At 49.8% G+C, this 15,203-nt stretch carries 18 protein-coding genes and 1 other annotated feature; of the genes, 11 read left to right on the forward strand and 7 right to left on the reverse strand.

The features are described from left to right. Positions 1 to 58 precede the first annotated feature (58 nt). Positions 59 to 322 carry a cell division activator CedA gene (gene cedA / locus A1WG_RS02850; protein WP_001241549.1) on the forward strand — a complete coding sequence of 88 codons (264 nt, stop codon included), beginning with the start codon at positions 59 to 61 and terminating at the stop codon, positions 320 to 322. A gap of 45 nt (positions 323 to 367) precedes the next feature. Here cedA and tcyP read toward each other — a convergent pair whose 3' ends face one another. The 3 genes from tcyP to hxpB all read right to left on the reverse strand — a co-directional run bounded on the left by tcyP (position 368) and on the right by hxpB (position 3,314). Next, a complete protein-coding gene (gene tcyP, locus A1WG_RS02845) occupies positions 368 to 1,759 on the reverse strand; it encodes a cystine/sulfocysteine:cation symporter (protein WP_001516307.1) in 1,392 nt (463 codons plus the stop codon). Between the two features lie 132 nt (positions 1,760 to 1,891). Continuing rightward, positions 1,892 to 2,482, reverse strand: coding sequence for a metal-dependent hydrolase (locus tag A1WG_RS02840; protein WP_001516308.1), 591 nt, complete (start codon positions 2,480 to 2,482; stop codon positions 1,892 to 1,894). Between the two features lie 163 nt (positions 2,483 to 2,645). Next, entirely contained in the window at positions 2,646 to 3,314 is a 669-nt protein-coding gene (gene hxpB, locus A1WG_RS02835) for a hexitol phosphatase HxpB (protein ID WP_001516309.1), read from the reverse strand. Positions 3,315 to 3,460: 146 nt separating this feature from the next. Here hxpB and A1WG_RS02830 point away from each other — a divergent pair, with 146 nt between their 5' ends. Beyond that, entirely contained in the window at positions 3,461 to 3,997 is a 537-nt protein-coding gene (locus tag A1WG_RS02830) for a YniB family protein (protein WP_000222161.1), read from the forward strand. Between the two features lie 40 nt (positions 3,998 to 4,037). Here A1WG_RS02830 and A1WG_RS02825 read toward each other — a convergent pair whose 3' ends face one another. The 3 genes from A1WG_RS02825 to pfkB form a co-directional block, all read right to left on the reverse strand. Beyond that, the gene (locus tag A1WG_RS02825) at positions 4,038 to 4,898 is read right to left on the reverse strand and encodes a fructosamine kinase family protein (protein WP_001516310.1); all 861 of its coding nucleotides are present in this window, start codon (positions 4,896 to 4,898) and stop codon (positions 4,038 to 4,040) included. Positions 4,899 to 5,003: 105 nt separating this feature from the next. Then, positions 5,004 to 5,294, reverse strand: coding sequence for a type V toxin-antitoxin system endoribonuclease antitoxin GhoS (gene ghoS, locus A1WG_RS02820; protein WP_000896961.1), 291 nt, complete (start codon positions 5,292 to 5,294; stop codon positions 5,004 to 5,006). 100 nt (positions 5,295 to 5,394) lie between these two features. Beyond that, positions 5,395 to 6,324: a 6-phosphofructokinase II gene (gene pfkB, locus A1WG_RS02815; RefSeq protein ID WP_001516311.1), complete on the reverse strand. Its 930-nt coding sequence runs from the start codon at positions 6,322 to 6,324 to the stop codon at positions 5,395 to 5,397. 286 nt (positions 6,325 to 6,610) lie between these two features. Here pfkB and A1WG_RS02810 point away from each other — a divergent pair, with 286 nt between their 5' ends. Then, the gene (locus tag A1WG_RS02810; RefSeq protein WP_000771407.1) at positions 6,611 to 7,369 is read left to right on the forward strand and encodes a DUF481 domain-containing protein; all 759 of its coding nucleotides are present in this window, start codon (positions 6,611 to 6,613) and stop codon (positions 7,367 to 7,369) included. Positions 7,370 to 7,431: 62 nt separating this feature from the next. Here the strand turns inward: A1WG_RS02810 and yniD are convergent, their stop codons facing one another. Then, the gene (gene yniD / locus A1WG_RS02805; RefSeq protein WP_001142445.1) at positions 7,432 to 7,539 is read right to left on the reverse strand and encodes a small membrane protein YniD; all 108 of its coding nucleotides are present in this window, start codon (positions 7,537 to 7,539) and stop codon (positions 7,432 to 7,434) included. A gap of 301 nt (positions 7,540 to 7,840) precedes the next feature. Between yniD and thrS the strand changes: the two genes are divergently transcribed. The 8 genes from thrS to ihfA all read left to right on the forward strand — a co-directional run bounded on the left by thrS (position 7,841) and on the right by ihfA (position 15,152). Beyond that, complete coding sequence (gene thrS / locus A1WG_RS02800) at positions 7,841 to 9,769, forward strand: threonine--tRNA ligase (RefSeq protein WP_001144185.1); 1,929 nt, start codon at positions 7,841 to 7,843, stop codon at positions 9,767 to 9,769. Between the two features lie 3 nt (positions 9,770 to 9,772). Further along, positions 9,773 to 10,315, forward strand: coding sequence for a translation initiation factor IF-3 (gene infC, locus A1WG_RS0122420; RefSeq protein ID WP_001700733.1), 543 nt, complete (start codon positions 9,773 to 9,775; stop codon positions 10,313 to 10,315). 92 nt (positions 10,316 to 10,407) lie between these two features. Then, the gene (rpmI, locus tag A1WG_RS02795; protein ID WP_001124225.1) at positions 10,408 to 10,605 is read left to right on the forward strand and encodes a 50S ribosomal protein L35; all 198 of its coding nucleotides are present in this window, start codon (positions 10,408 to 10,410) and stop codon (positions 10,603 to 10,605) included. A 51-nt stretch (positions 10,606 to 10,656) separates the two neighbouring features. Beyond that, a complete protein-coding gene (gene rplT, locus A1WG_RS02790; protein WP_000124850.1) occupies positions 10,657 to 11,013 on the forward strand; it encodes a 50S ribosomal protein L20 in 357 nt (118 codons plus the stop codon). A 116-nt stretch (positions 11,014 to 11,129) separates the two neighbouring features. After that, positions 11,130 to 11,254: a sequence feature (Phe leader region), on the forward strand. Further along, positions 11,136 to 11,180 carry a pheST operon leader peptide PheM gene (gene pheM / locus A1WG_RS24900; RefSeq protein WP_001386830.1) on the forward strand — a complete coding sequence of 15 codons (45 nt, stop codon included), beginning with the start codon at positions 11,136 to 11,138 and terminating at the stop codon, positions 11,178 to 11,180. (Overlaps the previous feature by 45 nt.) Before the next feature lie 208 nt (positions 11,255 to 11,462). Continuing rightward, positions 11,463 to 12,446, forward strand: coding sequence for a phenylalanine--tRNA ligase subunit alpha (gene pheS, locus A1WG_RS02785; protein WP_000018588.1), 984 nt, complete (start codon positions 11,463 to 11,465; stop codon positions 12,444 to 12,446). A 14-nt stretch (positions 12,447 to 12,460) separates the two neighbouring features. Then, the gene (gene pheT, locus A1WG_RS02780) at positions 12,461 to 14,848 is read left to right on the forward strand and encodes a phenylalanine--tRNA ligase subunit beta (RefSeq protein WP_000672317.1); all 2,388 of its coding nucleotides are present in this window, start codon (positions 12,461 to 12,463) and stop codon (positions 14,846 to 14,848) included. Positions 14,849 to 14,852: 4 nt separating this feature from the next. Beyond that, the gene (gene ihfA / locus A1WG_RS02775) at positions 14,853 to 15,152 is read left to right on the forward strand and encodes an integration host factor subunit alpha (RefSeq protein ID WP_001229265.1); all 300 of its coding nucleotides are present in this window, start codon (positions 14,853 to 14,855) and stop codon (positions 15,150 to 15,152) included. Positions 15,153 to 15,203 lie beyond the last annotated feature (51 nt).

The following is a 15,203-nucleotide window of genomic DNA, read 5'->3' on the forward strand; positions in this document are numbered from 1 at the left end:
GCAAAGCAGGACGGACGGGGGCTAAATCGGCTAAACTACAGTTTTTCTGATTTTTAATATGCGTTTAGTGAAGCCAGTAATGAAGAAACCGCTACGTCAGCAAAACCGCCCGATTATTAGCTATGTTCCGCGCACAGAACCCGCGCCGCCAGAACATGCGGTTAAAATGGATTCGTTTCGTGATGTCTGGATACTGCGCGGCAAGTATGTGGCGTTTGTCCTGGTGGGGGAATCATTCCTGCGCTCACCGGCGTTTAGCGTACCGGAGTCGGCCCAGCGTTGGGCAAATCAGGTGCGGCAAGAAAATGAGATCGAAGAATAAATAAACGCCTGTCGGATGACAGGCGTTTTGCGTTATAAACCAGGATTAACGGTGTGCCAGCTCGGCGTCGTCTTCGCTGTCCAGAATGGACTTATCGGTTTGCTTCAGCCACTGGCTGGTCAGCGTACCTGCGGTCATTGAGCCGCTAACGTTCAATGCAGTTCGGCCCATATCGATAAGCGGTTCAACGGAGATTAGCAGAGCCACCAGCGTTACCGGTAAGCCCATTGCTGGCAGAACAATCAACGCGGCGAATGTCGCACCACCACCAACACCTGCAACACCTGCTGAACTCACCGTGACGATACCGACGAGTGTCGCAATCCACACTGGATCCAGTGGGTTAATGCCAACTGTAGGCGCAACCATCACCGCCAGCATTGCCGGATACAAACCAGCACAGCCGTTCTGACCAATGGTCGCACCGAAAGAAGCGGCGAAACTGGCAATGGATTCAGGAACACCCAGACGACGCGTTTGCGCTTCTACGTTCAGCGGAATAGACGCGGCGCTGGAGCGACTGGTGAAGGCAAACGTCAGTACTGGCCATACTTTACGGAAGTATTTCAGCGGGCTTACGCCGTTAATACCCAGCAGAATGCCATGTACCGCAAACATAATGATAAGACCCAGGTAGGACGCGACAACGAAGCTACCCAGCTTAATGATGTCTTGCAGATTGGAACCGGCAACGACTTTGGTCATCAGCGCAAGCACGCCGTAAGGGGTCAATTGCATGACCAGGCGAACCAGTTTCATCACCCAGCTTTGCAGCGTGTCGATAGCGGTTAAGACGCGTTCACCTTTTGGCGCATCATCTTTCAGCAGTTTTAGCGCGGCGACACCAAGGAAGGCGGCAAAAATTACCACGCTGATAATTGACGTCGGATTGGCACCAGTCAAATCGGCAAACGGGTTTTTCGGGATAAAGGACAGAATGAGTTGCGGAACACTTAAGTCTGCAACTTTACCAACATAGTTGCTTTCGATAGCGTTCAGACGCGCCGTCTCTGCGCCACCCTGAACCAGACCTTCAGCAGTCAGACCAAACAGGTTGGTCACCAGCACACCGACCAGCGCCGCAATCAGCGTGGTAAACAGCAGCGTACCGATGGTCAGAAAACTGATTTTGCCTAACTGAGATGCGTTATGCAGGCGAGCAACTGCGCTCAGAATAGAGGCGAATACTAACGGCATGACGATCATTTGCAGTAGCTGAACATAGCCGTTACCGACAATGTTAAACCACTGTACAGAATCTTTAAGTACCTGGCTGTCAGAACCATAAATGGTGTGCAGAGCAAGGCCAAAGACCACGCCCATCACCAGACCCACCAGCACTTTTTTTGCCAGACTCCACTGTTTGTGGTGAGTCTGGGCCAACGCAAACAGCAGCACAACGAACACCACGATGTTCGCAATTAATGGAAAGTTCATCCCCGTTCTCCTGATCTTATTATTTCTATCACTGTGTAACAGTCATAGTGTTGTCGCAAGATTAACAGAACTGTGAGCTGGCTCTTATATTCAAATGGAATTGCTTATTCCAGAAAGACGGTTTTTGCCGCTTTAATATTCAACCTGATGCTTAATAAGGCGATGAAACTGGATCTGCAAGGTATTGATCATTTCCGATGACCAACGCACGGCACTGTTTTCGGGCAATGAATGGGGCATCCACACCGACCAGACAAATAATGCCATGCAGAGAAAACGTTCCAGTTGATTGCCCTTTTGTGGCACCAGAATTGGCAGGCGGAAGCGCCAGCGACATGGCCAGAGGAGGGGAACGCCAGCCGGTGTCAGCATATCGGCAAGGATATGGCTCAAATAACCCAGCACCATACCTTGCAAAGCATCAGCCGGAATAAACCAGCTTTCCGGAACTTTAAGATAAAAGGTCGCCAGCAACGCAAAGACCGCCAGCAGACTGTGGGTAAATCCACGGTGTCCAAATGCCCGGGCAATGGGTTTTGATATCCACTTTAATCGCTGCCCAAGAAACGATTTTGGGTGGTCGATGTCCGGTAACAGACACGTTAAGATTGCGGAAGGGACAATATGCCACCAGTCACCCTGTGCCAGCACGGGCGTTAGTTCGGCATTTTTGGCAAATACCGCGCAAGCAATAGAAAAAAGAAGGTGACCTTCCGCCGTCATGATAAAACTCACTAAACTGTCGATACGTACAGTATAGGATTTTTATACAGTGCGCGGAAGTGGTGACGGTGTAACTCTTTATCACAAAATGATGATAAATCCGCCAGTTGAATAAAAATTCAGATAAAAAACCAGGGGCAGTGATGACACTGCCCGATTTTTATTAGCCGAGGAGGTCTTCCGCGGTGAGTTCGGTGAGAGATGAAAGCTTCACGTTTGCCAACACAAAACGTGGATCATTTTGCGCTTCTGGCGCAGGAACGACGATGGAACGCATACGGGCTGCTTTAGAGGCGATCATACCGGTTACAGAATCTTCCAGCGCCACGCAGGCCAGCGGATCAATACCCAGCTTTGCTGCGCAGTCGAGATACACTTGCGGGTGCGGTTTGCTGTAAGGCAGTTTTTCTGCGGAGGCGAGGGCATCGAAACTGTCACGTAAGTCAAACATGGTCAGCACTTTTTCCAGCATATGTAACGGCGACGCAGAGGCCAGGCCAACCAATAAACCGTGTTCTTTGCACAGCGCAACGGCCTCACGCACACCAGGCAGTAATGGCCGAGTCTCTTCAACCAGTGAAATGGCACGAGCAATAACCCGTTCTACCACTTCCTGACGACCCGGCCCACGCCACGGTTGCCGGGCGTACCACAGATCAACCACCATATCGATGCGTAAACCTAAGGTGTCCGGTAGCTCGTTACGACGGGAGATGTCCACCCCCAGGCTTGCCATCACATCCAGTTCGGCTCGATCCCATAAAGGTTCAGAGTCGATAAGTAATCCATCCATATCGAAAATTGCAGCAAGAATCTGTCGCGGGGTTGACATTACAACCTCTCCTTTAGAGCATTAAGTGTAAGGTATTAAGCAGTGCTTATGATTAAGCGCCTATCATATCGCCTTTAAAGAATGGGCGAAAACAGATATCTACAGGTAAACTAAGTGAATCGACGCGTCTTAATCAAGGAGAACTCATGACGTATCAACAAGCTGGACGCATTGCTGTTTTGAAAAGGATTTTCGGTTGGGTGATTTTTATACCCGCACTGATCTCTACGCTGATTTCTTTGCTGAAATTTATGAATACCCGGCAGGAAAATCAGGAAGGCATTAATGCGGTCATGCTCGACTTTACCCATGTCATGATCGATATGATGCAGGCGAATACGCCTTTTTTGAATCTGTTCTGGTACAACTCACCGACGCCCAATTTTAATGGCGGTGTGAATATTATGTTCTGGGTGATTTTCATCCTGATATTTGTTGGACTTGCGTTGCAAGATTCCGGTGCCCGTATGAGCCGCCAGGCGCGTTTCTTACGTGAAGGTGTTGAGGATCAACTCATTCTGGAGAAGGCTAAAGGAGACGAGGGGTTAACGCGTGAACAGATTGAGTCACGCATTGTTGTTCCGCACCATACCATTTTCTTGCAGTTTTTTTCACTCTATATCTTGCCGGTCATTTGTATTGCTGCTGGGTATGTGTTTTTTTCTCTGCTTGGGTTTATTTAATCAAAAGGCCGCGCGAAGCGGCCATTATCATCAACTCACATCATGCCGCTAATAATCTATCCAGTGACTGCTGAGCAATAACCAAATGCTGCCCGCCAAACAACCTTGCACGATTAAGTAACGTGTAGAGCTGGTAAATTGGTTGACGTTCGAGGAAATCTGCCGGTAGCGGTGAAACTGACTGATAGCCGTCATAGATTTGCGGCGGTTGTTCAGTGTGCAGCGGCAACATCGCCAGATCGCACTCTCTGTCGCCCCAGTAACAAGCGGGATCGAAGATGTACGGGCCATTCGGACCCAGCGCACAGTTTCCGGACCATAAATCACCGTGTAACAGTGACGGCTGCGGCTGATGTGAGGCCAGACGTTGCTGAATGTGTTCGACGATGGCGTCGATATTGCCGAAGGCGATCCCTTTTTCTGCCGCCAGTTCCAGTTGCCAGCCAATACGTTGTTCAGCAAAAAACGTTGCCCAGCGACGTTGCCAGGTATTGGGTTGTGGAGTAGTCGAAAGTGCGTTATCGAAATCGAGGCCAAATTGTGGCTGATCACTCCATTGATGCAGGCGCGCAACTTGCTGCCCTAAAATAAATGCGTTATGTGCATCCAACGGGCGAGGCGGGAGATAGTCCATCACCAAAAAACTGTAGTCCCGGTCAGCGCCAACAGCCCAGACTCTGGGCACAGTAACGGTTTTACTGCGTGATAATAATTCCAGTTGATCGGCTTCGGCGGTAAAACCGGAAAGCAGGTCCCTTTCATCACATTTGACGAAAAAATCACGTCCAGCATAGCGCAAATGCCATGCGGCATGGACTTCCCCGCCAGGCAGTTCATTACGCAGTTCGATTTCGCCTTCACCTAACTGCTCGCTCAAAAGACGACTGATTGCCTGCCACATGATGTCTCTCCCATGTTGTCTGCCAGATCATAAAGTTAGCGCAAGAATGCGGTGAAAAAACACGAGCTAACGCACACCACAGACTGATTATTGCCCAAAAACCATTTATTTTCTGTCGCTATACCATTTCTCCCAGGTGGTGATTGTGATTTCCGGGGATTTGCCGGTTGCACTTTGGGTAAGCCCGGCAACCAGCTCTCTTATTTCATCTTCATTTTGAGTACTGATAAGCCCAAAGGTGTTCGTTCCCAGCTCATGGATATTTCCGTCATCATCCGTCATGGTCAGTAAAAAACCGTCGCGTGTCAGAAAGTTATTTAACTCATTAATTTCAGTTAATGTGTCTTCATGCAACATGACGGTAATGACATAGCGGACAAGGTCGCCACCGGCCATAATTCACCTCTTTGTTATCACGTGATTTTTTAGCATAGTCGGAGAAACGCGTTGCCGACAGGTTTGTGGTGATTCCCCCAATGTTGGGGGAATATCTCTATTAGTGGGAAAGGTAAGCGTAAATTTTTTGCGTATCGTCATGGGAGCACAGGCGAGTTCCTTGATTGAGCGTGGCGGCACTACCTGCGGCTACGCCAAAACGAACCATTTCTTCAAGAGGGGCATTTTCCGCCAGCTTCAGCGTCATCGCGCCGACCATGCTGTCACCTGCACCGACGGTACTCTGGCTTTTCACCGGTGGCGGCACTACCTGAATGCAGTTTTCGCTGTCCACTCCCAACGCCCCTTGCGGGCCAAGAGAAACAACAACCCGTTTGGCCTTACCACTATTTACGATTTCCTGCGCGGCTTTGCGCACATCATCTGGCTGGGTGAGTTCGCGATTGACCAGTGCGCTGAGCTCTTTCTGGTTAGGTTTCACCAGTTCGATATTGCCAATGGCCAGTGCCGCGCTTAGTGCATCGCCGGAACTGTCGACAATGCAACGAATCCCTTGTTTTTGTGCAGCGGAGATAAGTTGAGTTAATTTTTCCAGCTTCACACCTGGGGGCAGACTGCCGCTTATGACCAGGATAGCCCCAGATTCAATTTCCAGAACCTGTTCTTCAAGTTGACGAAATTCATCTTCACTTAACGTCGCGCCAGGCATGACAAATCGGTACTGCTCACCCGTAGATTCTACATGTACGTGCAGATTCTGGCGGGTCCAGTCTTTTGCTTCGACAGTGGCAACCGGGACATTTTCATCAGCCAGCAGTGAAACCAGATGTTCGCCGGTTGCGCCGCCAGCCGGGAAGATTGCCGTGGCGCTACCCCCAAGGTGAGCAATGGCGCGGGCGACGTTAATACCGCCGCCACCAGGCTCAAACACCGGGGCGGTACAGCGCAGTTTTCCTTCGGGATAAATTTGCGGGGTAATTGTTGCGTTATCGAGAGAAGGCGCAAGTGTCAACGTATAGATACGTACCATCATTTCCTCCTATAGGCTGATTTCAGTCTGGCACTGAATCAGTGGGAAGTGAAGAAATTAACAATATGATTTATTGGATATTTATATAAAATTAATCGGGTAAAGATATATAAATAAATATCTGTTTTCGCAATGTGCTTATTCAAAAAATGAAATAAGAAGTCATTGCTAAGTTTTTCACTCCTTTTTATAATTTGTTACCTTTCCAGGGACGCTACTCTTTGATCCTCAAGAAAGTTTCCGGGACCGCGATGGTCTCTTTTTTTGTTGTACGGACTTTTAATAAATGAAGCTTTTGAAGACAGTTCCTGCCATCGTTATGTTGGCGGGAGGTATGTTTGCGTCTCTGAATGCAACTGCCGATGATTCCGTTTTTACTGTCATGGACGACCCTGCCAGCGCCAAAAAACCTTTCGAAGGTAATCTGAATGCAGGTTACCTTGCACAATCAGGTAACACGAAAAGTTCTTCACTAACGGCTGATACCACTATGACCTGGTATGGGTATACTACTGCCTGGTCGCTGTGGGGGAACGCCAGCAATACGTCTTCTAATGATGAACGTTCTTCGGAAAAATATGCGGTGGGCGGGCGTAGCCGTTTTAATTTAACTGACTATGACTATTTATTTGGTCAGGCTAGTTGGCTGACAGACCGTTATAACGGTTATCGCGAACGCGATGTGCTGACTGCGGGTTATGGTCGCCAGTTTTTGAATGGTCCGGTACACAGTTTCCGCTTTGAATTCGGTCCTGGCGTGCGTTACGACAAATATACCGACAATGCCAGTGAAACTCAGCCGCTGGGTTATGCTTCCGGGGCTTATGCGTGGCAGTTGACCGACAACACTAAATTTACCCAAGGTGTTTCCGTCTTTGGCGCGGAAGACACGACGTTAAACTCGGAAAGTGCGCTGAATGTTGCCATCAATGAGCATTTCGGTCTTAAAGTGGCTTACAACGTCACGTGGAACTCTGAACCGCCTGAATCGGCCCCAGAACATACTGACCGCCGAACAACGTTATCGCTGGGATATAAAATGTAACTATTACTGCCGGACTGCGACGTGCGGTCTGGCTTTTACGTTAGCGGATAGAGTCTTACCATTCAGCCCCAAATCATTGCTGCCCAACGCAGTAACAGCATCGCGCCACAGATAGCCAGTAGTACCACCACCATCTTCCAGTGTTTTTTGTCAAAACGTTTTGTCGGCATGCGATTTTCCTGCGTATTTCGAGTAGTCGATAATCGAGTGTAACAAAATGGGCAGGTGTTGCCTGTGTTGATTTATATCATATCGATCATGGTGATTGTCGCTTTGCCCGACAACAAATACCGTGTAAACTGCCAGGCGGTATTATCAGAAAGTGGGTGTAGGTCTGGCATCACCAACCGGTATGCTGTGACATATTTCGCAGAGTGAAGCGGGAATCAACCCAAACCTTTTTGGTAAATTTCATATGAATCTTTGTATGTGATCTTTCGTGTGGGTCACCACTGCAAATAAGGATATAACATGCCTGTTATTACTCTTCCTGATGGCAGCCAACGCCATTACGACCACGCTGTAAGCCCCATGGATGTTGCGCTGGACATTGGTCCAGGTCTGGCGAAAGCCTGTATCGCAGGGCGCGTTAATGGCGAACTGGTAGATGCGTGCGATTTGATTGAAAACGACGCTAAACTGGCGATCATTACCGCTAAAGACGAAGAAGGTCTGGAGATCATTCGTCACTCCTGCGCGCACCTGTTAGGGCACGCAATTAAACAACTTTGGCCGCATACCAAAATGGCAATCGGCCCGGTTATTGACAACGGTTTCTATTATGACGTTGATCTTGACCGCACGTTAACCCAGGAAGATGTCGAAGCACTCGAGAAGCGGATGCATGAGCTTGCTGAGAAAAACTACGACGTCATTAAGAAGAAAGTTAGCTGGCACGAAGCGCGTGAAACGTTTGTTAAACGCGGCGAGAGCTATAAAGTCTCCATCCTGGACGAAAATATTGCCCATGATGACCTGCCGGGTCTCTATTTTCATGAAGAATATGTCGATATGTGCCGCGGTCCGCACGTACCGAACATGCGTTTCTGCCATCACTTCAAACTGATGAAAACGGCAGGGGCTTACTGGCGCGGCGATAGCAACAACAAAATGTTGCAGCGTATTTACGGTACTGCGTGGGCAGACAAAAAAGCCCTCAACGCTTACCTGCAGCGCCTGGAAGAAGCCGCGAAACGCGACCACCGTAAAATCGGTAAGCAGCTTGACCTGTATCATATGCAGGAAGAAGCGCCGGGTATGGTGTTCTGGCACAATGACGGCTGGACAATCTTCCGTGAACTGGAAGTGTTCGTACGTTCTAAACTGAAAGAGTACCAGTATCAGGAAGTAAAAGGTCCGTTCATGATGGACCGCGTCCTGTGGGAAAAAACCGGACACTGGGAAAACTACAAAGATGCGATGTTCACCACGTCTTCAGAGAACCGTGAATACTGCATTAAGCCGATGAACTGCCCGGGTCACGTACAAATTTTCAACCAGGGGCTGAAGTCGTATCGCGATCTGCCGCTGCGTATGGCCGAGTTCGGTAGCTGCCACCGTAACGAGCCGTCAGGTTCTCTGCATGGACTGATGCGTGTACGTGGTTTCACCCAGGATGACGCGCATATCTTCTGTACTGAAGAACAAATTCGCGATGAAGTTAACGGATGTATCCGTTTAGTCTATGATATGTACAGCACTTTTGGCTTCGAGAAAATCGTGGTCAAACTTTCCACTCGTCCTGAAAAACGTATTGGCAGCGACGAAATGTGGGATCGTGCTGAGGCGGACCTGGCAGTTGCGCTGGAAGAAAACAACATCCCGTTTGAATATCAACTGGGTGAAGGCGCTTTCTACGGTCCGAAAATTGAATTTACCCTGTATGACTGCCTCGATCGTGCATGGCAGTGCGGTACGGTACAGCTGGACTTCTCCTTGCCGTCTCGTCTGAGCGCCTCCTATGTGGGCGAAGACAACGAGCGTAAGGTTCCGGTAATGATTCACCGCGCAATTCTGGGGTCTATGGAACGTTTCATCGGTATCCTGACCGAAGAGTTCGCTGGTTTCTTCCCGACCTGGCTTGCGCCGGTTCAGGTTGTTATCATGAACATTACTGATTCGCAGTCTGAATACGTTAACGAATTGACGCAAAAACTATCAAATGCGGGCATTCGTGTTAAAGCAGACTTGAGAAATGAGAAGATTGGCTTTAAAATCCGCGAGCACACTTTGCGTCGCGTCCCGTATATGTTGGTCTGTGGTGATAAAGAGGTGGAATCTGGCAAAGTTGCCGTTCGCACCCGCCGTGGTAAAGACCTGGGAAGCATGGACGTAAATGAAGTGATCGAGAAGCTGCAACAAGAGATTCGCAGCCGCAGTCTTAAACAATTGGAGGAATAAGGTATTAAAGGCGGAAAACGAGTTCAAACGGCGCGCCCTAACCGTATTAATGGCGAAATTCGCGCCCAGGAAGTTCGCTTAACAGGTCTGGAAGGCGAGCAGCTTGGTATTGTGAGTCTGAGAGAAGCTCTGGAGAAAGCTGAAGAAGCCGGAGTAGACTTAGTCGAGATCAGCCCTAACGCCGAGCCGCCGGTTTGTCGTATCATGGATTACGGCAAATTCCTCTATGAAAAGAGCAAGTCTTCTAAGGAACAGAAGAAAAAGCAAAAAGTTATCCAGGTTAAGGAAATTAAATTCCGTCCTGGTACCGATGAAGGCGACTATCAGGTAAAACTCCGCAGCCTGATTCGCTTTCTGGAAGAGGGTGATAAAGCCAAAATCACACTGCGTTTCCGCGGTCGTGAGATGGCGCACCAGCAAATCGGTATGGAAGTGCTTAATCGCGTGAAAGACGATTTGCAAGAACTGGCAGTGGTCGAATCCTTCCCAACGAAGATCGAAGGCCGCCAGATGATCATGGTGCTCGCTCCTAAGAAGAAACAGTAAGGCCATCAAGTAATCATTCCTGTGGGCCTCGGCTCACAGGGTGATTCGCCTTTGTTTCTGTTTATCAACAATGCGAAGTGGAAGTTATTAAAATGCCAAAAATTAAGACCGTACGCGGTGCTGCTAAGCGCTTCAAAAAAACCGGTAAAGGTGGTTTTAAGCACAAGCACGCTAACCTGCGTCACATTCTGACCAAAAAAGCGACCAAACGTAAACGTCACCTGCGTCCGAAAGCCATGGTTTCTAAAGGCGATCTGGGCCTGGTAATCGCGTGCCTGCCGTACGCATAAGCCGTTAACGTTTTTTAACTTTTTAATTAGAATAGATACAGGAGAGCACATATGGCTCGCGTAAAACGTGGTGTTATTGCACGCGCACGTCACAAGAAAATTTTGAAACAAGCTAAAGGCTACTACGGTGCGCGTTCTCGCGTATACCGCGTTGCCTTCCAGGCTGTTATCAAGGCTGGTCAGTATGCTTACCGTGACCGTCGTCAACGTAAGCGTCAGTTCCGTCAACTGTGGATTGCGCGTATCAACGCAGCAGCACGTCAGAACGGTATTTCTTACAGCAAATTCATCAATGGCCTGAAAAAAGCCTCTGTTGAAATCGACCGTAAGATCCTGGCTGACATCGCAGTATTCGACAAAGTAGCGTTCACCGCTCTGGTTGAAAAAGCGAAAGCAGCTCTGGCATAAGCCAGTTGAAAGAGGGAGCTTGTCTCCCTCTTTTCGTTTCAACACTATCAGAACATTGACTTTTATCGTCGTAGCCTTTTCAATAAAGGTCTTTTGAAAAGTTCCAAAAGGTAACGCAAGCAATGAATGCTGCTATTTTCCGCTTCTTTTTTTACTTTAGCACCTGACTCCAGGAGGCTAGCGCGTGAGAAGAGAAACGGAAAACAGCGCCTGAAAGCCTCCCAGTGGAGGCTTTTTTTGTATGCGCGTTCTGAAAAATAAAAAGCCTGTCTCATCAGGCGTAACTGTCGCAGTCAGTTTGGACACGGCCAGTGCGGAGAAACCGGAGCGTACTTAAGTACGTGAGGATTTCGAGCACTGCCCGGGACAAAATGGCAAGTAAAATAGTCTGATGGGATAGGCTCTAAGTCCAACGAACCAGTGTCACCACCGACACAATGAGGAAAACCATGTCACATCTCGCAGAACTGGTTGCCAGTGCGAAGGCGGCCATTAGCCAGGCGTCAGATGTTGCCGCGTTAGACAATGTGCGCGTCGAATATTTGGGTAAAAAAGGGCACTTGACCCTTCAGATGACGACCCTGCGTGAGCTGCCGCCAGAAGAGCGTCCGGCAGCCGGTGCGGTTATCAACGAAGCAAAAGAGCAGGTGCAGCAGGCGCTGAATGCGCGTAAAGCCGAGCTGGAAAGCGCGGCGTTGAATGCGCGTCTGGCAGCAGAAACTATTGATGTCTCCTTGCCGGGGCGTCGTATTGAAAACGGCGGTCTGCATCCGGTGACCCGTACTATCGACCGTATCGAAAGTTTCTTCGGTGAGCTTGGCTTTACCGTGGCTACCGGGCCGGAAATCGAAGACGATTATCATAACTTTGATGCTCTGAACATTCCAGGTCACCACCCGGCGCGCGCTGACCACGACACTTTCTGGTTTGATGCTACTCGCCTGCTGCGTACCCAGACGTCTGGCGTACAGATCCGCACCATGAAAGCCCAGCAGCCACCGATTCGTATCATCGCACCTGGCCGTGTTTATCGTAACGACTACGACCAGACTCACACACCGATGTTCCATCAGATGGAAGGCCTGATTGTTGACACCAACATCAGCTTTACCAACCTGAAAGGCACACTGCACGACTTCCTGCGTAACTTCTTTGAAGAAGATTTGCAGATCCGCTTCCGTCCTTCCTACTTCCCGTTCACCGAACCGTCTGCAGAAGTGGACGTTATGGGTAAAAACGGCAAATGGTTGGAAGTGCTGGGTTGCGGCATGGTGCATCCAAATGTGCTGCGTAACGTCGGTATCGACCCGGAAGTTTACTCCGGTTTTGCCTTTGGGATGGGGATGGAGCGCCTGACTATGTTGCGTTACGGCGTCACCGACCTGCGTTCATTCTTCGAAAACGATCTGCGTTTCCTCAAACAGTTTAAATAAGGCAGGAATAGATTATGAAATTCAGTGAACTGTGGTTACGCGAATGGGTGAACCCAGCGATTGATAGCGATGCGCTGGCGAATCAAATCACTATGGCGGGTCTGGAAGTTGACGGTGTAGAACCGGTTGCCGGTAGCTTCCATGGCGTGGTTGTTGGTGAAGTAGTTGAGTGCGCACAGCATCCAAACGCTGACAAACTGCGAGTGACGAAAGTCAACGTTGGTGGTGATCGCCTGCTGGATATTGTCTGTGGCGCACCAAACTGCCGCCAGGGCCTGCGTGTGGCGGTAGCGACCATTGGTGCTGTTCTGCCGGGTGATTTTAAAATTAAAGCGGCGAAACTGCGTGGCGAACCGTCTGAAGGGATGCTGTGCTCTTTCTCCGAGCTGGGCATTTCTGACGATCATAACGGCATTATTGAACTGCCAGCGGATGCGCCGATTGGTACTGACATTCGTGAATACCTGAAACTCGATGATAACACTATCGAAATCAGCGTTACGCCAAACCGTGCCGACTGCTTAGGCATCATTGGTGTTGCGCGCGACGTTGCTGTGCTGAACCAGTTGCCGCTGGTTGAACCGGAAATCATTCCGGTTGGTGCAACCATTGACGATACGTTGCCGATTGCAGTAGAAGCGCCTGAAGCCTGCCCGCGTTATCTTGGTCGCGTCGTAAAAGGCATTAACGTTAAAGCCCCAACTCCGCTGTGGATGAAAGAAAAACTGCGTCGCTGCGGCATTCGTTCTATCGATGCGGTCGTTGACGTGACCAACTACGTGCTCCTTGAACTGGGTCAACCGATGCACGCTTTCGATAAAGATCGCATTGAAGGCGGTATTGTGGTGCGGATGGCGAAAGAGGGTGAAACGCTGGTGTTGCTCGATGGCACTGAAGCGAAGCTGAATGCTGACACTCTGGTTATTGCTGACCACAACAAGGCACTGGCAATGGGTGGCATCTTCGGCGGCGAACATTCTGGCGTAAATGAAGAAACGCAAAACGTTTTGCTGGAATGCGCTTTCTTCAGCCCGCTGTCTATCACCGGTCGTGCTCGTCGTCATGGCCTGCATACCGATGCGTCTCACCGTTACGAGCGTGGTGTTGATCCGGCACTGCAGCATAAAGCAATGGAACGTGCGACTCGTCTGCTGATTGACATTTGCGGCGGTGAAGCAGGTCCGGTTATCGATATCACCAACGAAGCAACGCTGCCGAAGCGTGCGACTATCACTTTACGTCGCAGCAAACTGGATCGCCTGATCGGCCATCATATTGCCGATGAGCAGGTTACCGACATTCTGCGCCGCCTCGGCTGCAAAGTGACCGAAGGTAAGGACGAGTGGCAGGCAGTTGCGCCGAGCTGGCGTTTCGACATGGAGATTGAAGAGGATCTGGTCGAAGAAGTCGCTCGTGTTTATGGCTACAACAACATTCCGGACGAGCCGGTGCAGGCGAGCCTGATTATGGGCACTCACCGCGAAGCTGACCTGTCGCTCAAGCGTGTGAAAACGCTTCTCAACGACAAAGGCTATCAGGAAGTGATCACCTACAGCTTCGTGGATCCGAAAGTTCAGCAGATGATCCACCCGGGTGCAGAAGCGTTACTGCTGCCAAGTCCGATCTCGGTTGAAATGTCAGCAATGCGCCTTTCTTTGTGGACTGGCCTGCTGGCAACGGTAGTGTACAACCAGAACCGTCAGCAAAACCGTGTGCGTATTTTCGAAAGTGGCCTGCGTTTTGTTCCGGACACCCAGGCACCATTGGGCATTCGTCAGGATCTGATGTTAGCTGGTGTTATTTGCGGTAACCGTTATGAAGAGCACTGGAACCTGGCAAAAGAGACCGTTGATTTCTATGATTTGAAAGGTGATCTGGAATCCGTTCTCGACCTGACTGGTAAACTGAATGAGGTTGAGTTCCGTGCAGAAGCGAATCCGGCGCTGCATCCTGGACAATCCGCAGCGATTTATCTGAAAGGTGAACGCATTGGTTTTGTTGGGGTTGTTCATCCTGAACTGGAACGTAAACTGGATCTCAACGGTCGCACTCTGGTGTTCGAACTGGAGTGGAGCAAGCTCGCAGACCGCGTGGTGCCTCAAGCGCGCGAGATTTCTCGCTTCCCGGCGAACCGTCGCGACATCGCGGTTGTGGTCGCAGAAAACGTTCCCGCTGCGGATATTTTATCCGAATGTAAGAAAGTTGGCGTAAATCAGGTAGTTGGCGTAAACTTATTTGACGTGTACCGCGGTAAGGGTGTTGCGGAGGGGTATAAGAGCCTCGCCATAAGCCTGATCCTGCAAGATACCAGCCGTACACTCGAAGAAGAGGAGATTGCCGCTACCGTCGCCAAATGTGTAGAGGCATTAAAAGAGCGATTCCAGGCATCATTGAGGGATTGAACCTATGGCGCTTACAAAAGCTGAAATGTCAGAATATCTGTTTGATAAGCTTGGGCTTAGCAAGCGGGATGCCAAAGAACTGGTTGAACTGTTTTTCGAAGAGATCCGTCGCGCTCTGGAAAACGGCGAGCAGGTAAAACTCTCTGGCTTTGGTAACTTCGATCTGCGTGATAAGAATCAACGTCCGGGACGTAACCCGAAAACGGGCGAAGATATTCCCATTACAGCACGGCGCGTGGTGACCTTCAGACCAGGGCAGAAGTTAAAAAGCCGGGTCGAAAACGCTTCGCCCAAAGACGAGTAATCTGATCTAACTAAAAAGGCCGCTCTGCGGCCTTTTTTCTTTTCACTCCCG

This window comes from Escherichia sp. KTE96, from assembly GCF_000408525.1.
Classification (GTDB): Bacteria; Pseudomonadota; Gammaproteobacteria; order Enterobacterales; family Enterobacteriaceae; genus Escherichia; species Escherichia marmotae.

Excerpts from the sequence above, each read along its gene's own strand:
- cedA (WP_001241549.1), top strand. The coding sequence starts at position 59 with ATGCGTTTAGTGAAGCCAGTAATGAAGAAACCGCTACGTCAGCAAAAC.
- tcyP (WP_001516307.1), bottom strand. The coding sequence starts at position 1,759 with ATGAACTTTCCATTAATTGCGAACATCGTGGTGTTCGTTGTGCTGCTG.
- A1WG_RS02840 (WP_001516308.1), bottom strand. The coding sequence starts at position 2,482 with ATGACGGCGGAAGGTCACCTTCTTTTTTCTATTGCTTGCGCGGTATTT.
- hxpB (WP_001516309.1), bottom strand. The coding sequence starts at position 3,314 with ATGTCAACCCCGCGACAGATTCTTGCTGCAATTTTCGATATGGATGGA.
- A1WG_RS02830 (WP_000222161.1), top strand. The coding sequence starts at position 3,461 with ATGACGTATCAACAAGCTGGACGCATTGCTGTTTTGAAAAGGATTTTC.
- A1WG_RS02825 (WP_001516310.1), bottom strand. The coding sequence starts at position 4,898 with ATGTGGCAGGCAATCAGTCGTCTTTTGAGCGAGCAGTTAGGTGAAGGC.
- ghoS (WP_000896961.1), bottom strand. The coding sequence starts at position 5,294 with ATGGCCGGTGGCGACCTTGTCCGCTATGTCATTACCGTCATGTTGCAT.
- pfkB (WP_001516311.1), bottom strand. The coding sequence starts at position 6,324 with ATGGTACGTATCTATACGTTGACACTTGCGCCTTCTCTCGATAACGCA.
- A1WG_RS02810 (WP_000771407.1), top strand. The coding sequence starts at position 6,611 with ATGAAGCTTTTGAAGACAGTTCCTGCCATCGTTATGTTGGCGGGAGGT.
- yniD (WP_001142445.1), bottom strand. The coding sequence starts at position 7,539 with ATGCCGACAAAACGTTTTGACAAAAAACACTGGAAGATGGTGGTGGTA.
- thrS (WP_001144185.1), top strand. The coding sequence starts at position 7,841 with ATGCCTGTTATTACTCTTCCTGATGGCAGCCAACGCCATTACGACCAC.
- rpmI (WP_001124225.1), top strand. The coding sequence starts at position 10,408 with ATGCCAAAAATTAAGACCGTACGCGGTGCTGCTAAGCGCTTCAAAAAA.
- rplT (WP_000124850.1), top strand. The coding sequence starts at position 10,657 with ATGGCTCGCGTAAAACGTGGTGTTATTGCACGCGCACGTCACAAGAAA.
- pheS (WP_000018588.1), top strand. The coding sequence starts at position 11,463 with ATGTCACATCTCGCAGAACTGGTTGCCAGTGCGAAGGCGGCCATTAGC.
- pheT (WP_000672317.1), top strand. The coding sequence starts at position 12,461 with ATGAAATTCAGTGAACTGTGGTTACGCGAATGGGTGAACCCAGCGATT.
- ihfA (WP_001229265.1), top strand. The coding sequence starts at position 14,853 with ATGGCGCTTACAAAAGCTGAAATGTCAGAATATCTGTTTGATAAGCTT.